The 15,131-nt window shown below is 74.1% G+C and carries 11 protein-coding genes; 7 read left to right on the plus strand and 4 right to left on the minus strand.

Going from position 1 to position 15,131, the window contains the following annotated elements; genetic code table 11:
- Positions 1 to 4: 4 nt before the first annotated feature.
- Complete coding sequence (locus tag ACN28A_RS29585) at positions 5 to 2,665, minus strand: hypothetical protein (protein ID WP_421400659.1); 2,661 nt, start codon at positions 2,663 to 2,665, stop codon at positions 5 to 7.
- Between the two features lie 113 nt (positions 2,666 to 2,778).
- Between ACN28A_RS29585 and ACN28A_RS29590 the strand changes: the two genes are divergently transcribed.
- Entirely contained in the window at positions 2,779 to 4,074 is a 1,296-nt protein-coding gene (locus tag ACN28A_RS29590) for a glycosyltransferase family 4 protein (protein ID WP_421400661.1), read from the plus strand.
- Complete coding sequence (locus ACN28A_RS29595; RefSeq protein WP_421400662.1) at positions 4,071 to 4,235, plus strand: hypothetical protein; 165 nt, start codon at positions 4,071 to 4,073, stop codon at positions 4,233 to 4,235. The genes ACN28A_RS29590 and ACN28A_RS29595 overlap by 4 nt, the downstream gene beginning before the upstream one ends.
- Before the next feature lie 14 nt (positions 4,236 to 4,249).
- On the opposite strand, the gene ACN28A_RS29600 is transcribed toward ACN28A_RS29595, so the two are convergent.
- Positions 4,250 to 5,425, minus strand: coding sequence for a hypothetical protein (locus tag ACN28A_RS29600; RefSeq protein ID WP_421400664.1), 1,176 nt, complete (start codon positions 5,423 to 5,425; stop codon positions 4,250 to 4,252).
- Positions 5,426 to 5,593: 168 nt separating this feature from the next.
- On the opposite strand from ACN28A_RS29600, the gene ACN28A_RS29605 reads away from it, so the two are divergent.
- The 4 genes from ACN28A_RS29605 to ACN28A_RS29620 are packed head-to-tail and all read left to right on the plus strand — an operon-like array spanning position 5,594 to position 12,754.
- On the plus strand, positions 5,594 to 6,634 hold the full coding sequence (locus tag ACN28A_RS29605) for a hypothetical protein (RefSeq protein ID WP_421400667.1): 1,041 nt from the start codon (positions 5,594 to 5,596) through the stop codon (positions 6,632 to 6,634).
- Between the two features lie 11 nt (positions 6,635 to 6,645).
- Positions 6,646 to 8,997, plus strand: a complete 2,352-nt coding sequence (locus tag ACN28A_RS29610; RefSeq protein ID WP_421400669.1) for a hypothetical protein — start codon at positions 6,646 to 6,648, stop codon at positions 8,995 to 8,997.
- Positions 8,994 to 10,967 carry an ABC transporter ATP-binding protein gene (locus ACN28A_RS29615; protein ID WP_421400671.1) on the plus strand — a complete coding sequence of 658 codons (1,974 nt, stop codon included), beginning with the start codon at positions 8,994 to 8,996 and terminating at the stop codon, positions 10,965 to 10,967. Before ACN28A_RS29610 ends, ACN28A_RS29615 begins: the two co-directional genes overlap by 4 nt.
- The gene (locus ACN28A_RS29620) at positions 10,967 to 12,754 is read left to right on the plus strand and encodes an ABC transporter ATP-binding protein (protein ID WP_421400673.1); all 1,788 of its coding nucleotides are present in this window, start codon (positions 10,967 to 10,969) and stop codon (positions 12,752 to 12,754) included. The genes ACN28A_RS29615 and ACN28A_RS29620 overlap by 1 nt, the downstream gene beginning before the upstream one ends.
- On the opposite strand, the gene ACN28A_RS29625 is transcribed toward ACN28A_RS29620, so the two are convergent.
- Positions 12,745 to 14,037, minus strand: coding sequence for an NAD(P)/FAD-dependent oxidoreductase (locus tag ACN28A_RS29625; RefSeq protein WP_421400676.1), 1,293 nt, complete (start codon positions 14,035 to 14,037; stop codon positions 12,745 to 12,747). The genes ACN28A_RS29620 and ACN28A_RS29625 overlap by 10 nt on opposite strands.
- A gap of 114 nt (positions 14,038 to 14,151) precedes the next feature.
- A complete protein-coding gene (locus ACN28A_RS29630) occupies positions 14,152 to 14,589 on the minus strand; it encodes an RpiB/LacA/LacB family sugar-phosphate isomerase (RefSeq protein ID WP_421400677.1) in 438 nt (145 codons plus the stop codon).
- 149 nt (positions 14,590 to 14,738) lie between these two features.
- Here ACN28A_RS29630 and ACN28A_RS29635 point away from each other — a divergent pair, with 149 nt between their 5' ends.
- Positions 14,739 to 15,005 carry a GlsB/YeaQ/YmgE family stress response membrane protein gene (locus tag ACN28A_RS29635; protein ID WP_421400679.1) on the plus strand — a complete coding sequence of 89 codons (267 nt, stop codon included), beginning with the start codon at positions 14,739 to 14,741 and terminating at the stop codon, positions 15,003 to 15,005.
- Positions 15,006 to 15,131 lie beyond the last annotated feature (126 nt).

Raw genomic sequence — 15,131 nt, forward strand, 5'->3', positions numbered from 1 at the left:
GCGCTCACCCGCCCGGTTCGGCTGCCGCGCGGGCGGCCCGGAGCATCCGCAGTGGACCCAGCCAGCGCTGCCGGGCCAGCTCGGCGGAGTCGTACCAGCCGATCGCCGCGAAGTCGTGCAGTCCGTCGTCGCCGAGCCACAGGCCGGCGACGGCAGCCCAGACCGGAGGCGCGAGCTGGTCGGAGCGGGCGTCGGCGGCGAGCGCCAGCGCGGCGGTACGGGCCAGCTCGGGCCGGTCGGTGGCCAGCGGCGTGAGTACCGTGATCGCGCCGACCGGCAGCAGCTGACCGACCACGCCGGACTCCTCGGTCAGCCGGTGGGCCCGGGCGAGCAGCTCGTCCACCTCGTCGTGGTCCCCTTCGGCGGCCGCTCCCACCGCCGCCGCGAGGTCGCACTGGGCGAGTCCGATCAAATCGCCGAGCGACTGGTTGAGGTCCCGGGCCTCCGGCAGCATCGAGACCGCGAGCTTCGGATCGGTCCACATGGTGGCCAGTGCCAGATGCCGGGCGGCCCGGGCACCCCAGAGCGGCGCACCGGTGGCCCGCGCCTGGTCGAGCGCCCGCCGGAAGAAGTCGGCGGACCGGGCGAAGTCGCCGCCGTGCTGGTAGACGTGTCCGAGCAGGTCCCACGTCCGGGCGTCCTCCAGCGGCTGGCCGGCGGACGAGGGGGCGTACCCCAGCACCTCGCCGAGCCGGCTGCGCCGCAGCGCCACCCCGGCCCGGCCCCACGCCCCGGCGCCGCGCAGCAGCGGCCCGGCCCCCTCCAGCGAGGCGAAGAACTCGTCACCCTCCGCGTGGTGCCCGGTCGACTGGGTCAGCGAGCCGAGTTCGTATGCGACGTAGGCGTCGTAGGGGTGCTGCCACGGCGACTGCGCCAGCTCCTTGAGCCGCTGGTAGCGGGGACGGGCGTCGACCTCGGCGGTGGCGGCCAGCCGGGCCGCCTCGACCAGCCGACGCAGCGCGGGCGCGGCACCGTCGGCGGGCGGCAGTGCGGCGAGCACCTGCCAGTGGCCGAGCTGGCTGAGCGTGTAGGTGAGGTCCCCGAGCCCGTCCGGCAGCAACTCGTGTTCGACCGCCGCCTGGAGCACCAGCAGCATCGCCGCCACCGCACACTGGCTGCGCTGTGCGGACACCACCGTGTCGCCGTCGTCGGGCCGCCAGACCTCCAGACCGAGCTCGGTGACCCGGGCGGTCGCCCGCGCTGCCCGCTCGACCCGCTCGGCACCGACCCAGCCGTCGTCGGTGTACTCGTCGCAGGCGTTGATGCTCTGCCGGAGATTCTGGTGGATCCGGTACTCCGGCCAGGTGCCCGCCGCGTGCCGGACGAAGGTGTTGGTGAGGAACCGGTGGATCGTCGCCGTCGCCACGTCCGGGAGTACCGCCCGCAGGATGTCGGCGTCGAACGCCGCCAGCAGCGCGGCGGCGCGCAGCAGGTTGCGTTCGACGGGGGAGAGGTCGCGCATGATCCGCAGGACGAGTTCGGGTAGCGGGCCGCCGAACTGGGCCGGATCCGGACGCTCCCCGCGCACCGCCGCGCTGCGGTACTGGCTGACCGACAGTTCGAGGTAGAGCGGCGAGCCCGCCGAGGCATCGACGATCCGCCGGCGCACCGCATCCTCGATCGCCGGCTCGCCGCCGTCGACAGTCAGCCGCTCCCGCAGGAAGGCGTCGGCGTAGTCGGGGGTCAGCCCGGCGAGTGCGTACTGGTCGCTGACCCCGGCCACTCCGGCCAGGCGCGGCCAGCGCGTGGCGCCGCCGTAGGTGAGGGTGACCGCGCGGACCGGGTCGTGCCAGCTCAGCGGACGCCGGCTGGCCACCACGAACAGCACGTTGGGCATCAGGTAGACCATCCGGGCGAGCAGGTCCTCCAGCAGTCCCTTCTCCCGGGGCAACGCCTGGACGGCCTCGAAGGTGTCGAGGTGGCAGACTGCCAGCGCCGGGTGTCTGGCCCGGATCCGCTCGATGTCCCAGGCGAGCAGGATGGGCAGGTAGCCGAGCATCCGGTCCGGGTCGTTCTCCCGGAGGATGAGGTCGAAGGGTGGGAACTCGCGCCGGAGGCGGCGCACCTCGGCGGCCTCGCGCAGCCGGCGTACCAGTCCGGACGCCATCTTGTAGCCGACCTCCACCACGGCCACCGAGCCGAGCAGTTCGTCGACGACCCCGGCGATCTGCTGGGCGGTCTCCTCCCGGTCCTCCTGGCCGAGGAAGCCGCTGCGTCCGACGAAGTCGGTGAGACTGACCCCGGGATGCTTCAACTCCCAGTAGACCGACAGGCCGGTGTCGAAGGCGGTGAACGGCCGGCCGAGCCGGCCCAGCGCGGCACGGACCCGCAGGACGACGGTCTCGAAGCCGAGGTTGCTGCCGTCGGCGAAGTCGAAACTCGACACGACCCGGCGTTTGGGCAGTTCGGGAGCGGTCGACGCGGTCAGCTCCGCGCAGAACCGGTTGACCAGGGTGGTCTTGCCGATGCCGCCCTGGCCGTAGATCACCACCACGTTCCGGGCGGGCCGGCCGAAGTCGAGCAGGTCCGCCGTGGAACACGGTTCGGTGGCCATCCGGTGCGCCCGCTCTGTCAGCAGCCGGGTGTACTCCTCCCGGTCGGTGAAGACCTCGTTGCGCCGATACGGTCCGGAGGCACCGAAAACGAAGTAGTCGTCGAGGTCCACTTCGTCATGTAATCATCTGACTACAAGTGTCTCCATCGACCGAACCGACCGAACCGACCGAACGGACCGATGCGGTGGAGACAGGTCCGGGGTAGAGCCGAGCCGGGGGGCGCATGAGCCGGGTCCTAGTCGACGTCCGGGCCAACCAGCCGACCGGCATCGCCCGGTACGGCGCCAACCTGCTGCGTGAACTGGCCGTGCTGGCGAGCGTCGGCGACACCCCACAGCTCACCGCCTACGTCGACCCGGTGCAGGCCACGGCGGCACGGGAGGCGATCGGGACCGCGCCGGTACGCCTGCTGGTGGCCGCCGAACCGGACGGTTTCGTACGCCGCAGCGCCGAACTGCGTACCCTGCTGGGCAGCGGCGGGTTCGACCTCTACCACACCACCCACTACACCCTGGACCGGCGCTGTCCGATTCCTTACAGCTACACGGTGCACGACCTGACCCGGCTGCGCTTCCCGGAACACGACTACGATCGGGAGCAGTTCGTCCGGCACTTCGGTCCCGCACAGTGGACGGCGCTCGGTGCGGAACTCGCCGCGCTCTCCGACTGGGACGACGAACGCGGCGGGATCTTCCAGCGCTACTTCCGGGCGCTGAACCGGGCGCTCGCGGCGGGCGCCAGCCGGATCGTGGCGGTGTCCCGGGCGACCGGTGACGATCTGGTGCGGCTGCTCGGCGTACCGGCCGACGCGATCGACCTGGTGCCCTGCGCGGTCCGTACCGGGATCTTCCACCGGCGCCCGCCGGCCGAGGTGACCGCCGCCCGTGCCCGGTACGCACTGCCCGGCCCGTACTGCCTCTACGTCGGGCTCGCCGGTCCGATCAAGCGGTTCGACTGGCTGCTCGCCCGGTGGCTGGCGGCCGCCGACCGGTTCCCGGCCGACGCCCGACTCGTCGTGGTGGGCGGCTATGCCGAGGCCCGCCCGGAGGTCGTCGCGTTGCTGCGGGACGCGCCCGCCGCAGGGTCGGTGGTGTTCACCGGCCGGGTCGACGACGACACCCTGGCCGCGCTCTACTCCGGGGCGTCGGCCCTGCTGGTCGCCTCCCGCAACGAGGGCAACCATCTGGGTCCCCTGGAGGCGCTGGCCTGCGGTTGCGAGGTGGTCTGCACCGACATCCCACCGCTGCGCGAGACGGTCGACGGCCACGCACACTTCTATCCGTTGACCGACGCCGCGCGGCTGACCGGACTGGTCGACACCGCCCTGCGCGGCACGCTGCCCCGGCTCGGCGTCGGCTTCCCGGCGCCGCGCTGGCCCGACTCCGGCCGGGCGCTCGTCGACTCGCTGCGGCGGGCGCTGACCGGGCACACCGACGGTCCGACCGGAGGCCACGACAGACACGCCGGCCGCACCGACCGGTCGGGCGCAGGGCCCGTCCGCCGAACGGAGATGCCATGAAGTACCTGCCCGTCACCGCCGCCATCCTCGCCGCCGCACTCGGCGGTGCCGGATTCGTCTACGGCGGCTACGACGACTCGCCGGGCCTGCAGGGCATCTCCGCACTCCTGGTCATCGGCATGGTCGCCTACGGCGTACGGATCACCCGGCGCAGCCGTTAGTTGGGGCACCCGGGTCAGGTCGGCGGCTTCTGGCCGGCGCCGTGCAGCAGGCCGGCGGTGGCCAGCGCGGCCAACTCCCCGGCGCGGCCGGTCAGCAGGTCGAAGTCGTGGAAGGTGCGCAGTGCCCCCGGTCCCATGCTGCGCAGGGCACGCCGCACCAGCGGGGTCTCCAGGCTCTCGGTCAGCCGTGCGGCACTCTCCGGCCAGTCGGTGCCGAGCACCACGCCCGTCGCCACCGCGGTCTCCCAGAGCGCGTGCAGGTGGCGGTCGCCGATCTCGGCGCGCAGCGCACCGCCGGCCGGGAGGTCGGCGAGCGCCGCCCGGTAGGCGTCGGTCAGCTCCGCCTCGGCCCAGCCCCACCCGGCGAGCACCCGACCGGTCGGCAACCGGGTCGAGTAGGAGCCGTCGGTGGTGTCGATCGTGGTGGCGGTGCCGTCGGTCCAGGCCAGGAAGGGCAGCAGCGCCGGAACGTCGAGCACGCCGCCGGTGAGCGGCGCGGCTTCGCCGGCCGGTCCGGGCCCGTCTGGAAGGAGACAGGCGGAGAGGCGTACGCCGTGCGCGTGGTTGCCGATCAGACTGGACCGGTCGTCGTGCTCGACGAGATTGGGGACGGTGACCAGGCACGGCACCCCGGCCCGGCCGAGGAACTCGAGGGCCAGTTCGTCGTCGGCCACCCCGGTGTCCGGTTGGGTCGCCAGGAAGGCCGCGAACTCCCGGGCGACGTCGGCCGGCAGCGCGAGTGCCTGGGTCGGCACGTACGGGTTCACCATCGGCACCCAGGAGGCGCCGGTCAGGGCCGCGAACCGGACCAGTGCGGCCGTCCGCGAACCCCACTCGACGAAGTAGCAGACCGCCGCCCGGGGCTGCCGGGCCAGGCTCTGCCGCGCGGCGGCCGCGAAGCCGTCCGGCAGCAGGACGTCGTCCTGCACGACGAGGTGGTGGGTGGCGTCCGGGGAGACCGCGGCGTAGGCCAGCCGGGCACTGCGGACGGTGCTCGGCGGGCCGTCCGGCTCCGGATCGACCGCCAGCGCGGCCTCCAGCGGGGCGAGCCCGGCGGCGACCGCGCGGGCCTGCGACAGCCGGCGCGGGTGGGTCATCACGGCGGCCGACAGCACGGGTACGTCCTCGTGCCCTGCGCCGATGCGCTGCCGGGCGGGGAAGTCGGCGGTGGACGGATCATCGGCGGCCATGTGACCGGAGCTTAACGCATGGATCGGTGTCGAACGGGGTAGATAGACCCGCGTAGATCGTCTCGGTGTTCGCCGCCGACGCCGGTCAGCGGGGTCGGGGCGGACGTCACGGGGGAGCGTGAGACGGATGCTCGACGCATGCTGGGTGTGCCCGCCGGTGATGGTCCGGTGAGGCCGAAGATCCTGCAGATCTCGGTGCCGCGCGGCGGATCCAACGCAGTCGCCCGGATGATGGGGCAGAGCCCGGACGTCGCCGCCGTCCTGCGGTCCCGGCTGCTGGAGGACGGGCGGGACGGACTGTTCCGGGCCCTGCGCGAGGTGGAGCGGGAGGCACCGGACCGGCTGCCCTACGTCAAGGAGCAGGCGGCGTTCCTGCCCGACCATCCCGACGAGCTGTTCGCGCCCTACGACCGGTTCCTGGTGGTCGTCCGGGACCCGGTGCAGCAGGTCGCCTCGGAACTGCTCGCCGTGCTGGGCAACCGGGAGCTGTTGCGGGACAAGCTGGTGGAGCGTACCGGTGTGCCGGTCGGACGGCGGGAGACGGCCCGGCTGCTCGACCGGTACGCGGCCGCCGCCTGCCTAGATTTTCCGATCGTGCGTCCCGGGGTGCGCGGCTGCTGGCAGGACGTGCTGGCGTACCTGCGGCGGACCCGGGACTTCCGGCCGGTGCACCGGCTGGTCGGCGACCTCTACGACGTGCAGCCCGGCCGGCGGGAGTGCGCCTCCGACACCGAGTGGTTCAACCGGGCGATCTTCCAGGTCGGGGTGCTCTGCTGGCTGCGCACCGTCGAGCTGGTCGGGACGCTGGTCGAGGCGGGCGTACCCCGGCTGGCCATCGTGGACTTCGGCGACCTGCAGTACCGGCCGGGCCGGATCGCCGAGGTGTGCGGCCGGTTGGCGGTCCGGTTCGACGAGCGGATGGTCACCGGGCCGTGGCATCCGCCGGGGCGGTGGTTCGAGGCGGGCCTGGACCGGGACGAGGGACACCGGTGGGTGGGCCGGGCCTTCACCGCGACCCGCCTCTACCCGTCCCGCCCGACACCCTGCGATCCGCGCACCCTGCCGCCGGTCGCCCAGGCGGCACTGACGTCCAGTATGGACAGCTATCGCGCCCTGCTCGGTCATCCGGCCTGCCTGTCGCCGGACGACCCGATCGCCTCCGGCGGGGTCGCGGCGGCACCGACCGGTCGCGGCGTGGCCCGCCGATGACCGCGCCGCCGATGACCGTGCCCGAGCCCGACGCCGGGCACCGGCCGCTGCCGCGCGCCGCGCTGGTGAACGCGGTGCTGCGCCGGGTCCGCGCCTGGACCGGGCTGGCCGGGGCGCTCGTGCCCGAGCTGGCCGCCCGACTGCGCGACCAGGACGAGGTCGCGGAGCTGCTGGCGGGCACGCGGTCCGAGGCGGTCGTCCGGGTACCCGACGCGCACCTCGCCGCCGACCTCCTCGTGCTGCTGGACCAACTCGCCCTCTACGGCGGTCGGCGGCTGTCCGTGTGGCCGGAGGGTGGCTTTGCGTACCGCGTCGTGGACGCGTCGACGGCGGCACCGGCGCTGCCCCGCACCCTGCTGCGGCAGCTCGCCGGGCAGGCGATGCCGGAGCGGGCGGCGGTGCCGTACCAACCGTGGCCGGGGCGGATCGACCGGATCGCCGTGATCACGCACGAACGCCCGGAAACCCTGGCCGACTGCCTCGCGGCCCTGCACGCCAACCTGCGCCGTTTCGGCCGGCGGCACGTCGAGGTGGTGGTCTACGACGACTCGGGGCCCGTGCGGCGTCCACGGGTCCGCTCGGTGGTGGACGACGCCGCCTCGGCGGGCCTGCCGGTCCGCTACGTCGGGCCGGCCGAGAAGGACGCGCTGCGGGCCGCCTTCGAGCGGAGTCTGCCGGCCGGGCGGGTCGACCGGCCGGTGCTGGACCGGCTGCTCGGCGCGTGGCGAGACGACGGGAGCTGGGCCGGGTCGGCTGCCGAGCAGCGAAACTGGGCCATCCTCTCCGCCGCCGGTCGGCGGGTACTCGTCTGCGACGACGACGTACGGCCGGCGGCCCTCGACGCCACCCTGCCCGAACAGCGCGCGGCGGCCCGGGCGGTGGTACGCGAGGCCGAACAGCGCGCGGCGGCCACGACCGGGTTACCGGGAGCCGGACAGCGCGCTGCGGCCTCGGCCGGGTTACCGCGAGCCGGGCGGTTGCTCGCCGGACACCTGGCCGGCCGGTCGGACCGGGCGGCCCCTCGCCCGTGGCCCACCGACCTGCTCGGCATCCTGGAGGAAACCGGGCCGACCCTGGTGTCCGCCGCCTACACCGGGCACCCGGACCGGCGCAGCGCCCTGCTGCTGGAGCGGTTCTTCGTGGCCTCCGAACGCAGCATCGACGTCTGCGACACCGATCCGCCGTGCCGGCAGGTCCGGCAGGCGGCGTTCACCGGCGGCCCGCGCAAGTTCCGGGGCGGCGCGTTCGTGACAAGCGGCACCGGCGAGGGGGTCGAGTTCGCGGTCCGGCGGGGACGCAACGAGGACTTCGCGCTCGCGCTCAGCCTAACCGTCACGAGCAGGGGCCTGCCGGAGCCGCACGAGTCGGCGACGGCCTTCCTGCTGCACGAGCGCGGGCCACGGCACTCCGGGCCGTTCCTGGCACACCGCCAGGAGCGGGAAGGCGACCTGGTCAACCGGCTGGTCGACGAGTTGAGCCGGGAGTACGCCGGGAAGGTACCGGGACGGTTCGACCCGGAGGGCTTCGGCCGGTACGGGCTGGCCCGGCTCGACGAGCGTCTGGACGGTGCTGCCGCCACCCTCGCCGGTGAGCTGTTCCGGGACGGGCTCGCGTACCGGGGGCGAGCGGTGTCGCACCTGCGGGTCCTGGGCACGGTCGAGAGGCGGCTCGGTGCGGCGGCGGCGGGACGGGCGCTGGCCAGACTCCGCACCCGCTGGTACGCCGACCAGGCAACCCCGGCGCCGGCCCTGCTGCGTACCGCCGCCCGGCTGCTGCGGGAGCGCCGCCCGCTGCCGGCCCCGGTGCTGGCCGCCTGCGTGCAGGTACTCGTTCCGGAGGGGATCATCGCGTTCATGGACGTCAGGTCGACCCGGCAGCGGCTGCGTACGCTGACCGGCGGGGAGCGGGCCGCCGCGGTCGCCGTACTGGAGCGGGAGGCGGGCTGGCGCACCGGCACCGGCCACCCGGCCGGGCCGACCGGAGTGGACGCCTCCGGCGCTGCGCGGGTGCCGCTGTCGGAGCTGGCCGGCCGGGTCGCCGTGAAGGCGGCCCGGACCCGTCGACTGATCGGCGAGATCGACGCCGAACTCGGCTTCGGCTCGACATCCGCCGACCGGCCACCGGACGAGCGGACCCGGCTTGCCGCACAGGCCCGGTTCGCCGTCGACCTGCGCGCCCGGGTACGTGACGAGGTGCTGCTGTTCCTACGCGCCGTGCCCTACGCCTACCGGTTGCGGTCGGTGCTGCCGGCGCTGGACGAATCGCCCCGGCTGGACGGAGCGTCCCAGATCGAGGTCGCACCCCAGACTGAGGACGCGCTCCAGCCGGACGGAGCGCCCGACCTGGACGGGGCGAGCCGGTGAGCTGGTGGGCGGAGGCGGTCCGGCCGCGCCTGTCGCTGCTCGGCGGGCTCCGGGCGGCCGGTCCGGGCCTGGTCACCGCCCTGCTCGGCGTGAACCTGGCCCTCGGGGTACTGCCGGTGGCGTTCGTGGTGGCCAGCAGCGTGCTGGTCGGGCGGGTACCGGCGGCGGTCGACGCCGGTCCGGGCTCGCCCGCGGCGGCCGGGCTGCTCTGGGCGTTCGGCACGGCTGCCGCGCTCTTCCTGGCCCAGCAGGCGCTCGCACCGGTGCAGGTGGCGCTCGGTGAACTCGTCAGGCTCCGGGTGGACGGCGCCGTGCACGACCGGGTCATCGCCGCCGCGCTCGGCGGGACCGGGATCGCCCGGATGGAGGACCCGGCTGCGCTGGACGCCCTCGCCGACGCGGCCCGCCGGCTGGAGAGCAACTGGGAGACCCCGGGGATGGGTTGTGCCGGGCTGCTCGCCCTGGTGGCCCGGTACGTCCGGCTGGCCGGGTTCGCCGCGCTCGTCGGCGTGGTGGTGGGCTCGCTCCCGGCGGTACTGCTGGCGGTCACCACGCTGCTGTTCCGCTACGGCCAGCGTGGCGGCCTGCGGAAGTACTCGCAGGTGTGGGTCGGGGTGACCCCGCTGATCCGCCGCGGGCGTTACCTGCGCGGCCTGGTCCTCGGTCCGGGCACCGCCAAGGAACTGCGGGTGTACGGGCTCGGCGGCTGGCTCGCCGAGCGCTACGAGCGCACCTACCGACGCTGGCTGGCGCCGGTGTGGCGGGCCCGCCGCCGGGTCTACCTCTGGCCCTACCTCGGCTACACCGCGATCGGGCTGGTGACCGCCGTCTGGGTCTTCACCACCGTGGCGGACGCCGGTACCGGCCGGCTCACTCTCACCGAGCTGGCACTCGCCCTCCAGGCGACGGTGGCGGCGCTGCTGCTCGGCGAGTACTACCCGGAGGCGGACTCGCCGACCCAGTTCGGCATGCTGGTCGCCGGTTCCGTGTCCCGGTTCGAGCGCCAGATGCGCCAGATGCGCCAGACCGACGACCTGACCGTCCGACAGCCCGCCCCGGCCGGTGACCCGGCTGTCGGACACGCCTGCGCCCCGGCTGTCGGCCTGGACCCCGGGCCGGCGGTCGGGCTGGCCCGCGGTTCGTCTCGGGACGATCCCGCCGGGCTTCCGGAGCCGGTCGTGCGGTTCGCGCACGTCAGCTTCCGCTATCCCGGCGCCGACCACGACGTGCTCGCCGACCTGGACCTGACCCTGCCGGCCGGCCGCTGCACCGCGCTGGTGGGCCTGAATGGCGCGGGCAAGACCACCCTGGTGAAGCTGCTGACCCGGCTGCACGAACCGACCGCCGGCACGGTCCGGTTCGGCGGTGCCGACCTGCGTGACTTCGACGTCACCGCGTGGCGCCGTCAGATCAGCGTGGTGTTCCAGGACTTCGTCCGGTACGAGCTGTCGATCGCCGACAACGTCGCCTTCGGTGCCGTGCACGCACCGCGCGACCCGGACCGGATCCGGCGGGCCCTGCACCGGGCCGACCTGGCCGACCTGCTCGACGGCCTGCCCGCCGGCCTGGACACGCCGCTGTCCCGCAGCTATCCGGACGGCGTCGACCTCTCCGGTGGACAGTGGCAGCGCGTCGCCATCGCCCGCGCCCTGTACGGGGTGGACCACGGCGCCCGGCTGCTGGTGCTGGACGAGCCGACGGCCGCCCTCGACGTACGGGCCGAGGCGGCGTTCTTCGCCAGGTTCGTGGAGTTGACCCGTGGGGTGACCTCGTTGTTGATCTCGCACCGCTTCTCCAGCGTGCGGCACGCCGACCACATCGTCGTGCTGGCCGACGGTCGGGTGGTGGAACAGGGTGACCACGAGGCGCTGGTCGCCGCCGGTGGCCGTTACGCCGAGCTCTTCCACCTCCAGGCGGAACTCTTCGCCGACGGGCCCGGCGTTCCGGTCCCGGACGGGGGTGACCGGTGATGGTCGAGACGGCACGCGGCTGCCTCGAACTGGTCCGCCTCTCCTGGCGCCAGCGACCGGCCAAGCTGATCCTGGCCGTACTGCTCAAGCTCGCCGAGGCCGCCGCGCTGCCGCTGGTCGCCGCCGCGCTGGGCGCGCTGACCGACGCGGTGCTGGACGGCGACCGGCCGGCCGCCGTGTTCGCCGGGTGTGCCGCCGCGACGGCGACGGTGGCGGCGCTCACCCTCGGCCACTTCGCGCACATCGCCTACTTCGAACTCGGCGAGGTCAACCTCCTGACCAAGGACCGTCAGCTCATCGACGTGGTCACCGGGGCCGCCTCGATCGAGCACCACGAGCGCCCGGACTACGCCGACCGGATGCAGACGCTCACCCAGGAGATGCAGCGGGTCGGCTGGCGGAGCATGGAGTCGCTGCTCTCCGGGCTGGGCACCGCTGTCGCGGTGGCCGTCACGGCGGTCCTGCTCGCCCGGCTGCACCCGGCCCTGCTGTTGCTGCCGCTGGCCGCCGTACCACCGATGCTGCTCGGGCAGCGGGCGGAACTCCTGCTCTCCCGAACCCGTGACGCCACCGCCGAGAGCGCCCGGCGCGCGCGGCACCTCTTCGAGCTTGCCACCGACCCCGGTGCGGCCAAGGAACTGCGGGTCTCCGGGATGACCGCCGAACTCCGCCGCCGGCACGACACACTGTGGCGGGCCACCGTCGACCGGTTGTGGCCGGCCGAGGTCGGGGCGGCGCTGTTGCGGGTGGCCGGTCAGACCTGCTTCGCCCTGGGTTACGCCGGGGCGGCGCTGCTGGTGCTCCGGGACGCGGTGGCGGGCCGGCGCAGCGTCGGGGACGTGGTCCTGGTCATCGCGCTGGCGGCCCTGGTCAACCAGCAGGTCAGCGCCATGGTCGGGCTGCTGCGGGACCTGCAACGGGTGTCGCTGGCGCTGGCCGGCTTCCGCTGGCTGCGGGAGCTGGTCGGCCGGGCGCCGCGCCCGGCGCCGGACGCCGCCGTACCGGCCCGGCTGCGGCACGGGATCCGGCTGCGCGAGGTCGGGTTCGACTACCCGGGCACCGATCGAACCGTCGCCGACGGCGTGGACGTGCTGTTGCCGGCCGGTGCGACCGTGGCGCTGGTCGGTGAGAACGGTGCCGGCAAGACGACACTGGTCAAACTGCTGTGCCGGATGTACGAGCCGGACCGGGGCGGGATCGAGGCCGACGGGGTGGACATCACGCGGTTCCCACTCGACGAGTGGCGCGCCCGGATCGCCGTCGGCTTCCAGGACTTCGTCCGGTTCGAACTCGCCGCGCGGCAGGCGGTCGGCGTCGGCGACCTGCCGCTCGTCGACTCCGACGAGGCGGTGCGGGCGGCGCTTCACCGCGCGGAGGCGGCGGATCTGGTCGAGGAGTTGGACCGGGGGCTGGACACTCCGCTCGGCGTCTCGCACCGCGACGGGCGGCAGCTCTCCGGCGGGCAGTGGCAGAAGGTCGCGCTGGGCCGGACGATGATGCGGCCGGCCCCGCTGCTGCTGGTCCTCGACGAGCCGACCGCGGCCCTGGACGCCGAGGCCGAACACCGGCTCTTCGCCCGCTACGCGGCCAGTGCCGGACGGGCCGCCGCGGGCACCGGTGCGATAACCGTGCTGGTCTCGCACCGCTTCTCGACGGTGCGGATGGCCGACCTCATCCTGGTGCTGTCCGGCGGTCGGCTGGTGGAGGCCGGCGACCACGACCAGCTGATGACGGCCGGCGGCCTCTACGCCGAGCTGTACGCCATCCAGGCACGCTCCTATCGATGAGCGGGCGCTCTTAGCGCCGGGGCAGCCGGACGGCGACCGCCCAGCAGCCGGGCGGCGGCGATCCGGGCCAGCGCGCGGGGGCCGACCAGACCCAGCAGGTTGCCCGGGGAACGGAACCGGGACATCGGAACGGCTCCGGAGAGTACGCCGAGGAACTCATCGACGGCGCCCGGCCGGGCGGCCAGCGCGGTGAACAGTTCCCGGTCCACCGCGCCGGGCGGCCGGAAGGCGGCCAGTTCGAGGGTGAGGTCGTACATCGGTGTCGCGGCGGCGTCCCGGCGGGCGCGGTACCCGGCCAGTTCGTCGTCGAGCCGGCCGCCGCTGTCCAGCCCGGCGGCGACGGCGTCGGCGAGCAGTTCGGCGTCCCGGAAGGCGTTGCCGATGCCCTGTCCGGTGATCGGGTCCAGCACCAGCCCGGCGTCGCCGACCAGCGCCCAGCCGGGGCCGTGCGGCATCCGGAACGCGCTCGGCAGGTCCGGGGTGAGCCGGAACCGTTCGGCCCGCTCGCCGGCGCGTACCCGGACGCCGAGATCGCCGCAGTCGTCGAGGGTGTCGAGGTAGCGGGCCTCGACGTCGGCCCGGAACGCCGGGAACTCGGCGGCCGGTCCGGCGACGTAGGCGATGGTCAGGTCGTCGTGGGTGGGAAAGACGGCCACCGTACGCCCGGGGCGCTGGTAGAGCTCGCCCCCGGACATCTTCACCCCCGACCAGTACGTGTAGCAGGCGAAGGTGCGGGCCGGCTGCTCCCGGTAGGCGGTCGCCCGTACCGCGGCGGCGACGGTGGACCGCTTGCCGTCGGCGCCGACCAGCAGCGACGCGCTCTCGGTCACCGCCGCACCGCCGCGCTGTCGCCCGCGCAGCCCCACCACCCGGTCCCCGTCCCGGACCAGCTCGTCGACGTCGAAACCCTCCCGCACCTCGGCACCGGCCTCCCGGGCCGCGTCGACAAGCAGCGCGTCCAGTCGGGTACGCCGTGGACTGTAGAGGGCGTCGGCGCCCTCGTGCGCCGGGTAGCGGCCGGCGAGTACGAAGCCGAAGCCGGTGTCGAGCCGGATGTCCCGGGTGGCCGGAGCGCCGGTTGCCGCCAGCCGGTCCAGCAGGCCCCACCGGAGCATTCGGGCGATCCCCGGCACCTGGATCTGGTGTGTCGAGAGGGTGTCACTGGGGAAGCGTGCCCGGTCCACCGCCAGCACCCGCAGGCCCCGACGGGCCAGCAGCATGGCGGTTGCCGCACCGGCCACCCGGCTGCCGACGACGATGACGTCGTACCCCCGTACCGGCATCGCGTACCACCTTCCTGTGTTTCCGGGTCGGCCGACTGAATCCACTGGTCGCTGTCGCTGTCGTCGTCGCCGGCGCTGCTGGTGGTGGTGCCGGAGTGGGCCGCCGGGTTTCGGTCAGCGCGGCGCGGGCGGTTCCGACTCCAGTTCGGAGAGCCGGGCGATGTTCTCCGCCTCGTCGGGGTCGGGCCGGGGAGTTTCGAGAAACGCCCGGGTGACCTCGACGGCCACGTCCGGGGCGAGTCGCTTCAGGCTCAGCGCGAGCACGTTCGCGTCGTTCCAGAGCCGGGCACCGGTGGCGATCCACGGCTCCCAGGCGAGTGCGGCGCGTACTCCGGGCACCTTGTTCGCCGCGATCGCGGTGCCGGTACCCGTCCAGCACATCAGCACGCCGAAGTCGGCACGTCCCCCGGCCACCGCCCGGCCCACCCCGGCGCCGATCTCCGGCCACCGGTCGCCGCTACCGACGCGCTGCACCTCGCCGAGTCCGGACAGGTAGCCCAGCACCGCTCTGGTCGCCTCGTTCTCGTCGTCGGCGCCGAAGGCGATTCGCATCCGGCCAGCATACGTATCGCACCGCCGCCACCGGGTGCCACGAGGACCGGTCGTCGGCAGGGCACCCCCGCGACGGCCGGTCGAAGGTTTCTCGCCGCCGGCCAACGGGCACTGCGTCCGGCGTCGACAACACGCGAAGGAGACTCAGCATGGAGATCAGCGGCATCCTCGGTGCCCTCGTCATCGGCCTGATCATCGGCGCTCTCGGCCGGCTCGTCGTACCGGGCAAGCAGAACATCCCGATCTGGCTGACCCTGGCGATCGGCATCATCGCCGCGCTGCTCGGCACGGTCTTCGCCGCGGCCTTCGGGGTGGCCAAGACCCCCGGCATCGACTGGATCGAACTCTTCCTCCAGATCGCTCTCGCCGCCGTCGGCGTCGTCCTGGTTGCCGGCGTCTACGGCCGCCGCCCCTGAGCGAGGACGAGGACTGCCGACGGGATGGCCGGCCGCCGGCCATCCCGTCGGCATCGAGCCGCCCATCCAACCATCGGCGTCGAGTCGACGGGCTACCGCAGTCGAGGCGGTCATCCCGGTGCCGGC

Origin of the sequence: Plantactinospora sp. WMMB782, from assembly GCF_049179135.1 — a bacterium.
GTDB lineage: Bacteria > Actinomycetota > Actinomycetes > Mycobacteriales > Micromonosporaceae > Plantactinospora.

Bases quoted from the DNA above. Each gene is read 5' to 3' on its own strand.
- ACN28A_RS29600 (WP_421400664.1), bottom strand. From the start codon at position 5,425: ATGGCCGCCGATGATCCGTCCACCGCCGACTTCCCCGCCCGGCAGCGC.
- ACN28A_RS29630 (WP_421400677.1), bottom strand. From the start codon at position 14,589: ATGCGAATCGCCTTCGGCGCCGACGACGAGAACGAGGCGACCAGAGCG.
- ACN28A_RS29635 (WP_421400679.1), top strand. From the start codon at position 14,739: ATGGAGATCAGCGGCATCCTCGGTGCCCTCGTCATCGGCCTGATCATC.
- ACN28A_RS29625 (WP_421400676.1), bottom strand. From the start codon at position 14,037: ATGCCGGTACGGGGGTACGACGTCATCGTCGTCGGCAGCCGGGTGGCC.
- ACN28A_RS29590 (WP_421400661.1), top strand. From the start codon at position 2,779: ATGAGCCGGGTCCTAGTCGACGTCCGGGCCAACCAGCCGACCGGCATC.
- ACN28A_RS29610 (WP_421400669.1), top strand. From the start codon at position 6,646: ATGACCGTGCCCGAGCCCGACGCCGGGCACCGGCCGCTGCCGCGCGCC.
- ACN28A_RS29595 (WP_421400662.1), top strand. From the start codon at position 4,071: ATGAAGTACCTGCCCGTCACCGCCGCCATCCTCGCCGCCGCACTCGGC.
- ACN28A_RS29620 (WP_421400673.1), top strand. From the start codon at position 10,967: ATGGTCGAGACGGCACGCGGCTGCCTCGAACTGGTCCGCCTCTCCTGG.